This window comes from Ruegeria sp. BF6 (genome assembly GCF_056538665.1).
The window spans coordinates 1188586-1204408 of the sequence record NZ_JBQFTN010000001.1; the positions used below are offsets into that span (position 1 = coordinate 1188586).

18 protein-coding genes are annotated in these 15823 nt (G+C 59.7%); 1 reads left to right on the forward strand and 17 read right to left on the reverse strand.

The genetic code is table 11. The features are described 5' to 3' along the window. Positions 1-8: 8 nt before the first annotated feature. From nuoE to ACR0IM_RS06060, 15 genes are all read right to left on the reverse strand, one after another. Positions 9-1127 (reverse strand): NADH-quinone oxidoreductase subunit NuoE, encoded by a 1119-nt coding sequence (gene nuoE / locus ACR0IM_RS05990; RefSeq protein ID WP_480681156.1) that lies wholly within the window; start codon positions 1125-1127, stop codon positions 9-11. A 4-nt stretch (positions 1128-1131) separates the two neighbouring features. Continuing rightward, positions 1132-1548 (reverse strand): hypothetical protein, encoded by a 417-nt coding sequence (locus tag ACR0IM_RS05995; protein ID WP_480681157.1) that lies wholly within the window; start codon positions 1546-1548, stop codon positions 1132-1134. Continuing rightward, complete coding sequence (locus ACR0IM_RS06000) at positions 1545-2768, reverse strand: NADH-quinone oxidoreductase subunit D (RefSeq protein ID WP_480593116.1); 1224 nt, start codon at positions 2766-2768, stop codon at positions 1545-1547. The genes ACR0IM_RS05995 and ACR0IM_RS06000 overlap by 4 nt, the downstream gene beginning before the upstream one ends. Further along, positions 2768-2896, reverse strand: coding sequence for a hypothetical protein (locus ACR0IM_RS06005; RefSeq protein ID WP_480442603.1), 129 nt, complete (start codon positions 2894-2896; stop codon positions 2768-2770). The genes ACR0IM_RS06000 and ACR0IM_RS06005 overlap by 1 nt, the downstream gene beginning before the upstream one ends. Position 2897: 1 nt before the next feature. Further along, positions 2898-3071, reverse strand: a complete 174-nt coding sequence (locus tag ACR0IM_RS06010) for a hypothetical protein (RefSeq protein WP_170433422.1) — start codon at positions 3069-3071, stop codon at positions 2898-2900. Next, positions 3071-3676, reverse strand: a complete 606-nt coding sequence (locus ACR0IM_RS06015; RefSeq protein WP_480640852.1) for an NADH-quinone oxidoreductase subunit C — start codon at positions 3674-3676, stop codon at positions 3071-3073. The genes ACR0IM_RS06010 and ACR0IM_RS06015 overlap by 1 nt, the downstream gene beginning before the upstream one ends. Positions 3677-3687: 11 nt before the next feature. Further along, positions 3688-4221, reverse strand: coding sequence for a NuoB/complex I 20 kDa subunit family protein (locus ACR0IM_RS06020; protein WP_010442777.1), 534 nt, complete (start codon positions 4219-4221; stop codon positions 3688-3690). Further along, the gene (locus ACR0IM_RS06025; RefSeq protein ID WP_480593112.1) at positions 4212-4577 is read right to left on the reverse strand and encodes an NADH-quinone oxidoreductase subunit A; all 366 of its coding nucleotides are present in this window, start codon (positions 4575-4577) and stop codon (positions 4212-4214) included. Before ACR0IM_RS06025 ends, ACR0IM_RS06020 begins: the two co-directional genes overlap by 10 nt. A gap of 187 nt (positions 4578-4764) precedes the next feature. Next, positions 4765-5553, reverse strand: a complete 789-nt coding sequence (locus ACR0IM_RS06030) for a crotonase/enoyl-CoA hydratase family protein (protein WP_480593109.1) — start codon at positions 5551-5553, stop codon at positions 4765-4767. Positions 5554-5559: 6 nt separating this feature from the next. Continuing rightward, positions 5560-6414 carry a hydroxymethylglutaryl-CoA lyase gene (locus tag ACR0IM_RS06035; protein WP_480640853.1) on the reverse strand — a complete coding sequence of 285 codons (855 nt, stop codon included), beginning with the start codon at positions 6412-6414 and terminating at the stop codon, positions 5560-5562. Between the two features lie 72 nt (positions 6415-6486). Continuing rightward, positions 6487-8415 carry an acetyl/propionyl/methylcrotonyl-CoA carboxylase subunit alpha gene (locus ACR0IM_RS06040; RefSeq protein ID WP_480681159.1) on the reverse strand — a complete coding sequence of 643 codons (1929 nt, stop codon included), beginning with the start codon at positions 8413-8415 and terminating at the stop codon, positions 6487-6489. A gap of 3 nt (positions 8416-8418) precedes the next feature. After that, a complete protein-coding gene (locus ACR0IM_RS06045; protein ID WP_480593100.1) occupies positions 8419-8844 on the reverse strand; it encodes an ASCH domain-containing protein in 426 nt (141 codons plus the stop codon). Further along, the gene (locus ACR0IM_RS06050) at positions 8844-10448 is read right to left on the reverse strand and encodes a carboxyl transferase domain-containing protein (protein ID WP_480681161.1); all 1605 of its coding nucleotides are present in this window, start codon (positions 10446-10448) and stop codon (positions 8844-8846) included. Before ACR0IM_RS06050 ends, ACR0IM_RS06045 begins: the two co-directional genes overlap by 1 nt. Positions 10449-10487: 39 nt before the next feature. After that, entirely contained in the window at positions 10488-10976 is a 489-nt protein-coding gene (locus ACR0IM_RS06055; protein ID WP_480681162.1) for a hypothetical protein, read from the reverse strand. Then, complete coding sequence (locus ACR0IM_RS06060; protein ID WP_480681164.1) at positions 10973-12472, reverse strand: AMP-binding protein; 1500 nt, start codon at positions 12470-12472, stop codon at positions 10973-10975. The genes ACR0IM_RS06055 and ACR0IM_RS06060 overlap by 4 nt, the downstream gene beginning before the upstream one ends. Before the next feature lie 163 nt (positions 12473-12635). On the opposite strand from ACR0IM_RS06060, the gene ACR0IM_RS06065 reads away from it, so the two are divergent. After that, on the forward strand, positions 12636-13241 hold the full coding sequence (locus tag ACR0IM_RS06065; protein WP_480593090.1) for an OmpW/AlkL family protein: 606 nt from the start codon (positions 12636-12638) through the stop codon (positions 13239-13241). 50 nt (positions 13242-13291) lie between these two features. On the opposite strand, the gene ACR0IM_RS06070 is transcribed toward ACR0IM_RS06065, so the two are convergent. After that, positions 13292-14455 carry an isovaleryl-CoA dehydrogenase gene (locus tag ACR0IM_RS06070; protein ID WP_480640858.1) on the reverse strand — a complete coding sequence of 388 codons (1164 nt, stop codon included), beginning with the start codon at positions 14453-14455 and terminating at the stop codon, positions 13292-13294. A gap of 167 nt (positions 14456-14622) precedes the next feature. After that, the gene (locus ACR0IM_RS06075; protein WP_480681165.1) at positions 14623-15813 is read right to left on the reverse strand and encodes a DegT/DnrJ/EryC1/StrS family aminotransferase; all 1191 of its coding nucleotides are present in this window, start codon (positions 15811-15813) and stop codon (positions 14623-14625) included. Positions 15814-15823: the final 10 nt, after the last annotated feature.

Sequence of the window (15823 nt, forward strand, 5' to 3'; positions counted from 1 at the left end):
ACCGTCGTTTAGTCTTCGTAAGTGCCGTCTTCCTTGGCACGTTTGGCGAATTCGGTTTCCTCACCCGCCGCAAGCTTGGACGCCTGTTCGATCCAGCCATCGCGTTCGATCCGGCCCTTGAATTTCAGACGCGCATCTACCCAAGCGACATGTTCCGGCGTCCAGGCTGCGATCTGATCGTAGTGGTAGAAACCCAGCTCGTTCAGCGTTTCTTCCAGCTTCGGACCCACGCCTTTCAAAAGCTTGAGGTCATCCGCCCTGCCATCCCGCGCTGTGGTCAGCGTCTCGGGTTGATCTTCCTTGGCCTCTTCCGGTTTGGGCTTGGCTTTCGCCTCCTGCGCCTGTTTCACAGCCGGTTTCGGCGTTTCGGGCGCTTTCGGAGGTTTCTCCGACGCCGAGGCACCCGCCTGCTTGCCATCCTTGCCCAGCCAAGGGGTCAGGATCGGGACCTCGGTCCCGTCAATCCGCTTGACCGTGTCACTCAGATCCGTCGCCAGTTCGACGCTTGCGTTGTACTGAGGTTTCCCGGCCCCGTACTCGGCCAGACTGCTCAGGCCCTTCAGCGGTTCCGCCGCATAGCGCCCGTTCTGCGGGCCCGGAGTTGGCACCTTGCCCGCCGCCAGATCGTCGAGGATCTTGCGAAAACTCTCGGCGGTCAGGTCCTCGTAGTAATCCTTGCCAATCTGCGCCATCGGCGCGTTGGTGCAGGAACCGAGGCATTCCACCTCTTCCCAACTCAGCTTGCCATCGGCGGACAGTTCATGCGGCTTGGCGGCGATCTTTTCCTTGCAGACCGCGATCAGATCCTCGGCCCCGCAGATCATGCAGGACGTCGTGCCGCAAACCTGAATATGGGCCACCGACCCAACCGGTTGCAGCTGGAACATGAAGTAGAACGACGCCACCTCAAGCACGCGGATATAGGCCATGCCCAGCATGTCAGCGACAGATTCAATCGCCGGACGGCTTAGCCAGCCCTCCTGCTCCTGTGCACGCCACAGCAGCGGAATGACCGCGCTGGCCTGACGGCCTTCGGGGTATTTGGTGATCTGCGCTTCGGCCCATTGCTGGTTGGCAGCGGTGAAGGCAAAGCTATCGGGTTGTTCGGGGTGCAGCCTACGAAGCATTTTCTTACTCTACGATATCCAGATAACAGGTTTCATCTGACTCAAATACGGCAACAGATAAGTCACCTCCTTGGACAACAGGTGTCAAAGGTTTCACATGAGGGATGTTGCTTGGTTGACTGCACGATAAGTCCACACCGGACATACCGCCCTCCAAAGCATTGCTCATCGTTCCAATTGTGTGAAACAACAAATTTACGTCGAGGACTCTATCCCCTGCACTGTCGGCGTAAGCTTCCGCAAAAGTCTCACAAACAAATTTGACTGTGTCGTCCAGAGTGCAGAAGCGAATGTTTTGGCTATATTGCAATGCATTCGCGGGAATGCTCGCAATAAAAGCCTCTCGGTCAATGCCGCCAGCCAACGCCTGTGACGATACCGCGACGCACCCAACGCAGAGAAAACTTAGCGTCAATCTCACCGATCAATCTCCCCAAACACAACGTCCATGGTGCCGATGATGGCGGCGACGTCGGCCAGTTGGTGCCCTCCGGCAACGTGGTCCATGGCTTGCAGGTGCAGGAAGCCCGGTGCGCGCAGCTTGGCGCGGTAGGGTTTGTTGGTGCCGTCGGCGACCAGATAGACACCGAACTCGCCCTTGGGGGCCTCGACGGCGGCATAAACCTCGCCGGCCGGCACGTGAAAGCCTTCGGTGTAAAGCTTGAAGTGATGGATCAGGCTCTCCATCGAGGTCTTCATGTCCGAGCGTTTCGGCGGAGTGATTTTGCCGCGCGCCAGAACGTCACCGGGGCAGTCGCGGATTTTGGCGATGGCCTGACGGATGATCAGCAGCGACTGGCGCATCTCTTCCATCCGAACCAGATAACGGTCGTAGCAGTCGCCGTTCTTGCCGACAGGGATTTGGAATTCGAACTCGTCATAGCATTCATAGGGCTGCGCACGGCGCAGGTCCCATGCAAGGCCCGATCCGCGCACCATCACACCAGAGAAGCCGTATTTCTGGATGTCATCCTCGGTCACAACACCAATATCGGCGTTACGCTGTTTGAAGATGCGGTTTTCGGTCAGCAAACCATCAATGTCGTCCAAAACGGTGGGAAATTCGTGGCTCCACGCCTCGATATCGTCCAGCAGTTCCGGCGGCAGGTCCTGATGCACACCACCAGGGCGGAAATAAGCGGCGTGCAGACGGGCACCACAGGCGCGCTCATAGAACACCATCAGCTTTTCACGCTCTTCAAAGCCCCACAGCGGCGGGGTAAGCGCACCTACGTCCATCGCCTGTGTGGTCACGTTCAGCAAGTGGTTCAGGATGCGCCCGATTTCTGAGTACAGAACCCGGATCAGCGAGCCACGACGCGGGACCTCGACCCCGGTCAGCTTTTCAATGGCCAGACACCAGGCATGTTCCTGGTTCATTGGTGCCACGTAATCCAGACGGTCAAAATACGGCAGATTCTGCAGATACGTCCGGCTTTCCATCAGTTTTTCGGTGCCACGGTGCAGCAGGCCGATATGCGGATCACAGCGTTCGACAATCTCACCGTCCAGCTCAAGCACAAGACGCAAAACTCCGTGCGCCGCTGGGTGTTGCGGACCGAAGTTAATGTTAAAGTTGCGGATCTTCTGTTCTCCGCTCAGCGCGTCCGTGCTGCCGTCATCGTATCTTGAGCCGTCCATCAACGCCCTCGTTTCTTCTTCGCTTCGGCCCGAACCCGGACCTTTTCCGCCTCGGCCGCCTTAACTGCGGCCCCCGCCAGCAGGACCCCCAGCGCGCCCAACGCGATCAGTTCCCCCAGCAGCATCATCTCAGCGGCGCTCCAGTTCCTGTAATTTCAGCCCAACCCACCAAAGCAACGCAATCGTGCCGAATGGGATCAGACAAAGAAGGCACCAGTATTTGTTGATCCCGAAAAACGGCAAAATCTTCACCATCGGGATGATGGTCAGTGCCGATAGGATCAACCACCAGATGCCACCCATTATTCACTCTCCTGTTTCTCGTCCCCCGGCAGAATGTAATTCGCGCCTTCCCATGGGGACATGAAATCGAATTGCCGGTATTCCTGCACCAGACTGACGGGCTCGTAGACCACGCGCTTCTGCGCCTCGTCATAGCGCACTTCGGTGTAACCGGTGGTCGGGAAATCCTTGCGCAGCGGATGGCCTCGGAAACCATAGTCGGTCAGGATGCGCCGCAGGTCCGGGTGGCCCGAAAACAGGATGCCGAACATGTCGAACACCTCACGCTCGAACCAGTTGGCCGAGGGGTGAACGTCCACGATCGAGGGCACCATGTCTTCCTCGCGGATCGACACCCGCAGGCGGATACGCTGGTTCTGGTACATTGACAGGAAGTGGTAAACCACGTCGAACCGCTTGGCCCGTTCGGGATAGTCCACACCGGTGATGTCAACGAGGGTCGAGAACTTGCAGTTCTGGTCAGACCGCAGGAATTCGACAAACTCCACAATGTTCGACGGAGCTACATCGACGTTCAACTCGCCATGGGTCACGTCCCAGGACAGAACGCAATCGGCTCGCTTCAGCTCAAGCTGTGCGCCGAGTTCTTTGAGTGCTTCGCTCATCAGCTCTCTCCTCAGCGTACGATGGTGCCGGTGCGGCGGATTTTGCGTTGCAGCTGCATCAGGCCGTACAGCAACGCCTCAGCCGTCGGAGGGCAACCGGGCACATAGATGTCCACCGGAACAACCCGGTCACAGCCGCGAACAACAGAATAGGAATAGTGGTAATAGCCACCGCCATTCGCGCAGGATCCCATCGAGATCACATAGCGCGGCTCGGGCATCTGGTCGTAAACCTTACGCAGCGCAGGGGCCATCTTGTTGGTCAGGGTGCCAGCCACGATCATCACGTCCGACTGACGCGGCGAGGCGCGCGGGGCAATGCCAAAACGTTCCGCATCGTAACGGGGCATCGAAGTGTGCATCATCTCAACCGCACAGCAGGCCAGACCGAAGGTCATCCAGTGCAGAGAACCAGTGCGCGCCCAGTTGATAATATCCTCGGTTGAGGTCAGCAGAAACCCTTTGTCCTGCAGTTCGGCATTCAGGGCCTGGGTGGCGACTTCCTTGTCGACGCCAGCGGTGTTTGCACCCGTCATCACTCCCATTCCAGGGCCCCTTTCTTCCATTCATAGGCAAAGCCGACAGTCAGCACCGCCAGGAACACCATCATGGACCAGAAACCCACATCGCTGATATCCTTGAAGCCGACGGCCCACGGGAACAGGAAGGCGATTTCCAGATCAAAGATGATGAAGAGAATCGAAACCAGATAGAATCGGACGTCGAATTTCATCCGCGCATCATCGAAGGCGTTGAAACCGCACTCATATGCGCTGACCTTTTCAGGGTCGGGATTGCGGACGGCCAGTACCACAGCAGCTAGAATCAGTACGATTCCAAGGCCCACGGCAACGGCCAGAAACACCAGAATCGGGAGGTACTCCCGCAGCAGGTCTTCCACGAATAGCTCCTTTCCTGCGCATACCCCCCAGGGACGCGCCGTCAATTGGCGTGTTGACTGGACATTCTCTATCCGCGCGGGGTCAGAGGGTCAACCGAACACAAACGCGCAGGGGCTTAATATTCCACTTGCTTCCACAAATGGAAAACCTGGCATTTTCGCGAATCTGATTTCGCGCTGACAGGTGCTAAACATGACTGTTCCATGCAGGTTTTCTCTTTTCAAAGAAGGCGTTGATGCCTTCACGCGCCTCGTCGGTTTCCCACCGCTCGACCAGAGACCGGATGGTCTGGTCAATCACGGTGTCGTCAATGCGCGGGCCCAGCGTTTGCACAAGATCCTTAGCCGAGGCCACGGCCCCCGGCGCGCAGGACAGGTAGGGTTGGATTTCGGTCTCAATTGCTTCGTCCAGATTTGCGACAGGAACAGCCTTGGCCAACAGGCCAAGATCCACGGCCTCTGCCGCGTCGAACACCCGGGCCGACATGAACACGCGCCGCGCCCGGGCCGCACCCATGCGGGCGATAACATAGGGGCCAATGGTTGCCGGGATCAGACCCAGCCGGGTTTCAGTCAGCGCCATCTTCACGCCATCCACACCAACGGCCACATCGCAAACCGCGGTCAGTCCGACACCACCACCAAAAGCGTTGCCCTGAAGCGCTCCGATCAGCGGTTTGGGCATCGTGTTCAACGCCTGCAGCATTTCGGCCAGCTTGCGCGCTTCGGCGAACCGGGTTTCGGGGTCGGCGGCCATCTGGTCCTGCATCCAGCCGAGGTCGCCACCGGCACAAAAGCTTTTACCCGCGCCGGTCAGAACCACGACCCGAACCGTGTCATCCGTCCCCAACTGCGCCGCCGCCTGCGTCAGCTCGGAAATCATCTCCGCCGACATTGCATTGTGCTTTTCCGGACGGTCGAGCGTCAGAGTCGCCACACCGCGCGCGTCCTGCGTAACCGAGATCGTTTCGAACATCGCCCCTCACTCCGCTAGCATTGCTCGGGCTATCTGGGCGGCCTCTTCGACAATCGCCTGATCAATCCCAGTCTCATATCCAAGCCGCTCCAGATGCGCGACAACGGCTTCGGTTGCAACATTGCCGGAAGCGCCGGGTGCATAGGGACAACCACCTAACCCACCAACAGCCGCGTCGAATGTCCGGACGCCCAGCGCCAGCGCCGCGTCGATATTGTCGATGGCACGGCCGTTGGTGTCATGGAAATGACCTGCCAACCGGGTCACCGGCATTCGCTCTCGCACTGCCAGCAACATATGCGCGACAGTGTCAGGCGTTCCCTGCCCGATCGTGTCACCCAAGGAAACCTCATAGCAGCCCAGTGCAAACAGACGGTCCGCGACCTCGGCCACCTTCTCGGGTGGGGTCGGGCCATCATAAGGGCAGTCGGTCACGCACGAGACATAGCCCCGCACCGGCAGATCAATGTGACGCGCAGCTTCAAGGATCGGAGTGAACCGTTCAATGGATTCCTCGATCGTGGCGTTGATGTTGGCCTTCGAAAACCCCTCGGAGGCCGAAGCAAACACCGCGATCTCATCCGCCTTGGCCGCCAGAGCGTCCTCATAACCGCGCATGTTTGGTGTCAGCGCGGCAAAACGCACCCCGTCCGGCCTTTCGATTTCGGCCAGCACCTCTGCGCTGCCCGCCATCTGCGGCACCCATTTAGGTGAGACAAAACTGGCCACTTCGATCCGGTTGAACCCGGCGCGGCTGAGACAGTCGATCAGCGCAACCTTCTCGTTCACAGGAATTTCACGCTGTTCATTTTGCAGGCCATCCCGTGGACCTACCTCGAAAATCTCGACCCGCTCATCCATTGCAGCGCTCCTCCCGGTTTAGTTTTCAACATGTTGACCCGACTGTGCCACGCGATGCGTCATAGGAACAGGCTACTCCTCTTCCAACCGGACCAGGGCAGCTCCGGCCTCAACCTGCGCACCGTCTTCGGCAAGAACTTCGGCCACGATACCGTCACGGGCGGCCAGCAGCGAATGCTCCATCTTCATTGCCTCCAGAATGGCCAGCCGATCCCCCTCTTTCACCACCTGCCCGACCGAGGCAAACACTGCCTTCACCAATCCGGGCATGGGAGCTTCAATCACATTTGTATCACCGGCGGCGCTGGTATCCCGATCCAGAGGGTCGACGACATCAAAGGCCTGCCCATAGTTTTCAAACACGGTGATCCGTGACCCCGACACCGCAACACGCGGCATAGGCGCACCACTGATCGACCATCCCTGACCGCTACGTTCTGCGATGAGGGTTTCTGCGCCAACTTGCCAGATCTGCCGGTTTGGACCTTCGACCTGCACATCCAGATCAATCAACTCGTCGGCCATCAACTGAACAGCACGATGCAAAGGTGCCCACAGAGAGAACCCGGTCTCATCAGAGGTCTCACCCAGACCCAGCGCGGTCAAGGCGGCGGCAACGCACGTTGCGGCAGAGGCTGGCCCATCCCGTGTCAGCGCTTCCAGATCCCGACCGATCAGGCCGGTATCCACGTCGCCTGCCGCAAATCCTGGATGTCGGGTCAGCGCGCCAAGAAAGGCCAGATTGGTGACCGTACCCGCCACTTCTGTCTGCTGCAGGGCGCGGTGAAGCTGCTCCAACGCAACTGCGCGGGTTGACCCGTGTACGGTGACCTTTGCAATCATCGGGTCATACCACGGGCTGATCGTGTCGCCCGTGCCCACACCGCTGTCGGCGCGGCAAGCAGACGGGAACTGCAGATGCGTCAGAGTGCCGGTTGCAGGTAAGAACCCTTTGGGCACGTCTTCGGCGTAAAGCCGGGCTTCGAACGCGTGGCCATTAATCGACAAGTCGCTCTGCTGCTTGGGCAGAGCCTCACCTGAGGCGACCCGCAATTGCCATTCGACCAGATCGACGCCGGTAATTGCCTCGGTCACCGGATGTTCCACCTGCAGGCGTGTGTTCATCTCCATGAACCAGAACCGATCCGGGCGCAGCCCGTCCGACGCGTCGACGATGAACTCAACCGTCCCCGCACCCTTGTAGCCAATTGCCTCAGCCGCGCGGACGCCCGCCTGCCCCATGGCCTCCCGCATCTCAGGCGTCATGCCAGGGGCCGGGGCTTCCTCGATCACCTTCTGGTGCCGACGCTGCAGCGAACAATCCCGTTCGAACAGATGCACCGCGTGGGTGCCATCGCCAAACACCTGCACCTCGATATGACGGGGTTTGGCGACGAATTTCTCGACCAGAACAGCGTCATTACCAAAGGCGGTGCGGGCTTCGCTGCGAGCACTGTCCAAAGCTGAGGCGAATTCAATTGGGCGTTCGACCAGACGCATCCCCTTGCCGCCGCCACCGGCCACGGCCTTGATCAGAACCGGATAGCCGATGGTGTCAGCGGCACCTGCCAGATGCTCGGGGTCCTGATTGTCGCCGTGGTAGCCGGGGACAACAGGCACACCTGCCTGTTCCATCAGCACCTTGGCGGCGTCCTTGAGGCCCATTTTGCGGATCGCATCCGCCGAAGGCCCGATGAAGGTCAGGCCCGCAGCTTCGACCGCATCCACGAAATCAGGGTTCTCGGAGAGAAAGCCGTAGCCCGGGTGAATCGCCTGCGCGCCCGTCTCCAGCGCCGCCTGAATGATCACGTCGCCCTTGAGGTAACTTTCTGCTGGGGCCGCACCGCCAATATGGACCGACTCATCCGCCATATGCACATGCTTTGCCGAGGCATCAGCATCTGAATATACAGCAACGCAGGCGACTCCCATCTTCTGAGCCGTTGCCATAACCCGGCAGGCAATTTCGCCACGGTTGGCAATCAGGATTTTGTTAAACATCTCTTACCCCTCAACCGCCAGGTCTTCGATTAGGTGGAACCGTTCGCACAACAGTTCCATCTCTGGATCGAAACCACCATTACGCTCAAAGTACCGGCGATGATCTTCGCGCCATCCCTCAAGCGTTTCATTCTCACCCTCGGCCAACGCGAAATCCTCGGTCATATCGCAGAAGCGACAGATCGAAACGTCGACGGTCTCGATCACCAAAGCAGGGCTTCCATCCCACTCCAAAGCGATGTCGCGGCGCCCAACAACCGGTGTTTCGGGGCTGCCATCCGGATAGTCCCTCAGCGCGCCACAGGTTGCCGTTTTCCGGCCTGCTCGCACCAGTGAAAGCAACTCGGCACTCATATTTGCGCTGTCGCCAAATTTGAAAGTTTGTGCGCCGGGATACCGGGTCAATACATCTTGCATTGTCATGTTCATCACATCCTGAACACGCCGAAACGTGTCTCTTCGATCGGGGCGTTCAGCGCGGCATTCAGCGACAGCGCGAGCACATCGCGGCTTTTGCGCGGGTCGATGATGCCGTCATCCCAAAGGCGGGCCGAGGCATAAAGCGGGTGCGATTGCTCCTCGAACATCTCAAGCGTCGGGCGCTTGAATTCGGCTTCTTCCTCGGCCGACCACGATCCGCCCTGCCGTTCGATCCCGTCGCGCTTGACGGTGGCCAGAACGCCGGCGGCTTGCTCTCCTCCCATCACGGAAATGCGCGAGTTCGGCCAAGTCCACAGGAACCGCGGCTGATAGGCACGACCGGCCATGCCATAGTTGCCAGCCCCAAAGGACCCGCCGACCAGCATGGTGACTTTCGGCACGTTCGTCGTCGCAACAGCGGTCACCATCTTCGCCCCATGCCGCGCGATACCCTCGTTTTCGTACTTGCGACCGACCATGAAGCCGGTGATGTTCTGCAGGAAGACCAGCGGGATTTTGCGCTGCGAACACAGCTCAACGAAATGCGCGCCCTTCTGCGCGGCCTCGGAAAACAGCACACCGTTGTTGGCGATGATGCCAACCGGACAGCCTTTCACATGGGCAAACCCGGTCACCAGTGTCTCACCGAACCGAGGCTTGAATTCATCAAACCGAGAGCCATCGACCAGACGCGCGATCACTTCGCGGATATCATAAGGCGTGCGCAAATCGGCGGGAACGACACCGAGGATTTCTTCGGGATCGTAAGCGGGGTCTTCGGGGCTGGCCCAGTCCACGGTCTGCGGTTTGCACCGGCTCAACGATCCAACCGCCCGCCGTGCAAGGGCCAGCGCGTGCGCGTCGTCCTCGGCCAGATAGTCCGCCACACCTGACAGACGAGTGTGTACATCGCCGCCACCCAAGTCTTCGGCGCTGACCACCTCTCCGGTCGCGGCCTTGACCAGAGGCGGCCCGGCCAGAAAGATCGTGCCCTGTTCCTTCACGATGATGGTCACATCGGACATCGCAGGCACATAAGCCCCGCCAGCCGTACAGGACCCCATCACTACGGCGATCTGAGCGATCCCCTTCGCACTCATCCGCGCCTGATTATAGAAGATACGGCCAAAGTGGTCGCGGTCGGGGAAGACCTCATCCTGATTGGGCAGGTTCGCACCGCCGCTGTCGACCAGATAGACGCAGGGCAGATGGTTTTCCTCGGCAATCTCCTGCGCGCGGAGGTGCTTCTTGACGGTCATCGGATAGTATGTGCCGCCCTTCACGGTGGCATCGTTGCAGACCACCATGACCTCGCGCCCCTGCACCCGGCCAATGCCCGCGATGACACCCGCACTCGGCGCGGCGTCGCTATACATCCCATGCGCCGCTGTCGCCCCGATTTCCAGAAACGGAGACCCCGGGTCCAGCAGGTTCGCCACCCGACGACGCGGCAGCATCTTGCCCCGAGATTCATGCCGCGCGCGGGATTTCTCACCACCGCCCATGCGGGCCGCTTCGGCGGCGGCAGAGATTTGCGCCAGCGCGTCGAGATGGGCCGTGCGGTTTGTCTTGAAGCCCTCGGAGGCGGGCATGGCTTTGGATGTGAGTTTCATTGCTTTTTGACACCTCTGATCAGAACAGCCTCGCATCTACTAATGCGTGGTACGCTCCAAGACTATTCGGCCGTACATTTTAGCGGCTTCATTCAATTCGCACGGAGCACGCAGGCTTTCGGGCGTGGAGCTGCTATCATCAGGCCGTGAAAGTAACTGCACATAGTAATCGCAGGCTGCTTCACCAGTACGTTGCGAATGGGTAAGCTCCGCATTGAAAATTTTTTTGCCAGCTTCCGTTGTGCTTTGCCGATACTCGGCGGCGAAATCGTCCACGAATTGCACGAGGGTATCTCTCCGCCCATTGATACAAGCTGTAGTTAACTCTCTGTCGAGTTGCGTACATTCAACCAGGACAGATGTTAGGCATTCCTTTAACTCATCCTTTGACGGATAGCCCTCCTGTATGCAAATTAGCCAAGCCGGGTTCTCCTCAAGTGAAGATTGCCCACCCATCTTCGGGGCGACTTGCGCGCCTGCATTTTGGGCCAGAACAATCCCCAAGACTAACGGCGTTATCATTCTCATGCAGTTCGCTCCTTTGCAGCCCGCGCCTTCAATTCCTTGCGAATAACTTTCCCTGTCACCGTCATCGGCAGTTCCTCAAGAAACGCCACCTCGCGCGGATAGGAGTAATGCGCCAGACGGTCCTTAACCCAATCCTGTAACTCTCGTTCCTCTGCTTCGGCCTCCGGCTTCAGCACCACATAGGCCTTCACGATCTCGGTCCGCAGCGGGTCAGGCTTGCCGACCACGCCGACCGTCGCCACCGCAGGGTGGGTCAGCAGGCAATCCTCAATCTCTGCCGGGCCAATGCGGTAGCCGGCCGAGGTAATCACGTCGTCATCACGACCGACAAAGCGCAGATAGTCGCCCTCCCACACGCCGCGGTCTCCGGTGATCAGCCAATCGCCTCGGAACTTCTCCCCCGTCGCCTTAGGCCGATTCCAGTATTCCAACAGCATCGAGGCCGATCCGCGCCGGATGGCTACGTCGCCCTCCTCATCGGTCGGGAGGCCAGTCTCGTCGATCACCGCCACCTCATGCCCCGGTACAGGCTTGCCGATGCAGCCGGGGCGCACCGGAAAATCCTCGGCGCAGGAAGACACGACCATGTTGCATTCGGTCTGGCCGTAGAATTCGTTGATCGTCAGGCCGAACGCCTTTTGCCCCCAGGCCAGCATTTCAGCGCCCAATGGTTCACCACCCGAGGCGACCGAACGCAGGCCGGGGATGCTTTGATCCGCAGCCTTCAGCATCCGCAGGGCGGTCGGTGGAAAGAACACGTTCCGCACCTCACCGCGCGCGATCACGTCGGCGCAGGCTTCAGGCGTGAATTTCTCAAGTCGCGCCGCAACCACCGGGATGCCCAGCGCCAGCCCGGGCATCAGCACGTCGAACAGGCCGCCGATCCAGGCCCAGTCGGCAGGCGTCCACAGGCAATCACCGTCACGCAAATGGTTATGGCTGATCGAAACACCCGGCAGGTGACCGGTCAGAACCCGATGTCCGTGCAGCGCCCCCTTCGCGGTGCCGGTGGTGCCCGAAGTATAAATCAACACCGCCGGGTCCTCGGGGCCGGTATCAGCAAAGGGCAGCGGATCATCGGACGGCGAGATCTGATCAACGCGCACCGAGCGCGCCAGATCACCCAGCAACCCTGCGCCGTCTTCATCTGTCAGCACCAGCTTCGCCCCGGCGTCCCCAACCCGAGAGGCCAGTGCGTCATGCTTGAACAGCTTGAACAGCGGCACCGAAATCGCGCCGAGCTTCCAGATCGCCAGATGGGCCGCCGCACACCACGGCGACTGGCTGAGCAGCACACCCACTCGGTCACCGGGTTGAACCTGCTTCAGCAACGCCCGCGCAATTCCGTCGGTCATACGCCCGAGCTGACCGTAAGAGATGGCATCATGCCCCCCCGCGGTCAGATCGCTAATGGCTATGCTGCCGGTGGGGCGCGAAAGACACTGTCGCGCCATGTTAAGCCGGGCGGGAATGTTCCAGCCCCCCGCGTCCCGCATAGCCGGTATGCATTTATTGGGACGCATACGCAAAACCCCTTGTTTTCATGACAGTCTCAGGTCGAACGCACGCTTTCGAACTCGCGGGAACTTGATGCAGATCAGAGTTTACCTTGCCCCTGTTCGGCAAAACCGTCCCATCATCAAATTCAAAGGCCTTAAAATGATCAAAACACTCGCCGCTTTGACACTTTCCACCGCGCTTGTCGCGCTTGCCGCCCCTGCAATGGCCCAGAACCAAGGTGACTGGACCGTCGGTGTTGGTATTGGCTACCTCGACCCGAAATCCGACAACGGTACTCTGGCTGGCTTCGATGCCGAAGTGGATTCGGACACCCGCCCGATCTTTACCGCTGAATACTTCGTCCGCGACAACCTTGGTATCGAACTGCTGGCCGCGACCCCGTTCAGCCACACTGTTACCCTGGGTGGCAGCGTTGATGCAGGTTCGGTCAAACACCTGCCGCCCACCCTGTCGCTGAACTACCACTTCCCAACCAACAGCGCCTGGAAACCCTATGTCGGCGCCGGTATCAACTATACCATCTTCTTCGACGAGAAATCGGCTCTGGGTGATCTGGAACTGGACAACTCGGTCGGTGTCGCGCTGCAGGCCGGTCTGGACTACATGGTCACCGATAACGGTGCTGTACGACTGAACGTCCGCTGGTTCGACATCGACTCGGACGTCAAACTGAACGGCGCCGATATCGGCACCGCCGAAATCGATCCTTGGCTGGTCGGCGTATCCTACGTTCATCGCTTCTGATCCTTTGAAAGAACGCCCCGCGGTTCCCTCGACTGCGGGGCGTTTTTCTGTCACAGCACTTCGCTCATCAATTCCCGCCCGATCAGCATCCGGCGGATTTCGCTGGTCCCCGCACCGATCTCCATCAGCTTGGCATCACGGAAAATTCGGCTGACCGCCGAATCCGACAGGAACCCGGCCCCACCCATCGCCTGCACCGCCTGATGCGCCTGCACCATCGCCTGTTCCGAGGCGTAAAGACAGCAAGCCGCCGCGTCCTGGCGAGTCACGTCCCCCCGGTCACAGGCCTTGGCAACCTCATACACATAAGCCCGCGCGGAATTCATCGCGGTGTACATGTCGGCGATCTTGCCCTGCATCAGTTGAAAGTTACCGATGGGTTTGCCGAACTGCTTGCGCTCAGCCAGATAGGGCATGATCTCGTCCAGACAGGCCGCCATGATACCTGTCCCGATCCCGGCCAGAACCACGCGCTCATAGTCCAAACCGGACATCAGTACCGCGACGCCCTTACCCTCTTCGCCCAGAACGTTTTCGAACGGCACTTCGACGTCTTCGAAAATCAGCTCGGCCGTGTTCGACCCGCGCATCCCCAGCTTGTCGAAATGGGGCGAGGTCGAAAATCCCTTCATCTCTTTTTCGATCAGAAAGGCCGTGATCCCCTTTGAGCCCGCCTCCGGGTCTGTCTTGGCATAGACAACCAGAGTGTCCGCATCCGGCCCGTTGGTGATCCAGTACTTGCTGCCGTTCAGCCTATAATGTTCGTTGCGCTTTTCCGCGCGCAGTTTCATCGAAACCACATCAGATCCAGCCGAGGCCTCGGACATCGCCAATGCGCCCACATGCTCGCCTGAGATCAGACGCGGCAGATACTTCGCCTTCTGTTCGTTGGTTCCATTCAGCTTGATCTGGTTGACGCACAGATTCGAATGCGCCCCGTAAGACAGCGAAACCGAGGCCGAGGCCCGCGCCACCTCCTCGACCGCAACGGTATGGGCCAGATACGACATCCCCGCCCCGCCGTATTCCTCGGGCACCGTGATCCCAAGCATCCCGAGATCGCCCATCTCTTTCCACAACTCGTTGGGAAAAGCGTTGGACTTGTCAACTTCAGCTGCCATCGGCTTGACCCGATCCTGAGCCCAGCGGTGCACCATCTCGCGCAGGGCATTCACGTCTTCGCCCAGATCAAATTGCATTGTGGCCGAGAACATACGCGATCTCCTCCTTCGCATAAATGAACAAATGTTCAATAAACTGATAACAGCCGGATTGCATCTGGTCAACGACCCTGATCGGCACGATCCCCCAAAAAACACAGACAGCCGCCCCAAAGGGCGGCTGTCAAAAAGAGCGTGCACCGCAGGTGCACTCAATTGGATCAGGATTGATAGACCGCGCCAACCTCGGATCGGATGATACGCGCGATCAAACGGCAATCCTCCAGCGAAAAGGTCAGAGGCACACGCATGTCCATGACCCCGGCCAGAATGCGATCACTGGTGGGCAAAGGCGTGCTGTCCGCGTAACGCCAACTGTCATAGCGGGAGGTAAACCCGGTCGGCTCCGCGCCGCCAAACCACTTGAGCTCCACCCCGCGCGCGGCACAGCGCCGGATTACCTCGGCAATGCGCTCCGGCGACCAGTCGAGCAACAGGAACTGGATCGACGACCCGACATAGGTCTCCTCCTCCGGGCGCTCGACGATGGTCAGACCCGGCGTTCCGTGCAGCCCCGCCGCAATCTCATCGTAGCGTTCGTTCCAACGCTGCACCTGCCGGTCCAGATCGCGCAGTTGCGGGCGCAGAATGGCGGCGCGCAGGTTGTCCATACGGCCGGATACGTTCGGCGTTGTGTATTTGATCCGCTCGAACACCTCGGGTCCCGGCGCAGCAAGGTGGCGTTCATAAAGCATATAGGACCCCGACAGCATCGTCGCCTTGGCTGCCAGTTCTTCGTCATCGGTGATCAGCAGCCCGCCTTCACCGGAATTGACATGCTTGTAGGTCTGACAGGAATAGCACCCGATCGCCCCCTGCCGCCCCGAAAGCTGCCCGCGCCACGCCGCACCCATCGTGTGGGCGCAATCCTCGATCACGATAACGCCAGCCGCATCGCACATCTGCATCAGTCGATCCATGTCACACAGATGCCCGCGCATGTGGCTGAGCATCAGCACCCGCGCCTGATCCAGCTTTGCCTCAAGGTCACCCAGATCAATGGTCAGGCCCTCAGTCACCCCCACAAAAATTGGCCGCGCCCCGACCGAGGCAATCGCCCCCGGCACCGGGGCCAGCGTAAAGGCATTGGTCAGCACCGGATCGCCGGGCTGCACTCCTACCGCCCGCAGCGCCGTCGCCAATGCGTAGCCACCGGAGGACACCGCCAGACAGTATTTCGCCCCCATCTGCGCCGCGAATTCCTGCTCGAGCAACGCAGTTTCGCCCAGCTCTCCGGGGACAACGTTGTAACGGTGCAGGCGCCCGTGGCGCAGGACGGCCATCGCGGCCTCGATCGCCTCTTCGGGGATGGGTTCCTGCTGGGTGAAGCTGCCAGTGAATGTCTCGGTCATAGGCTTGTTC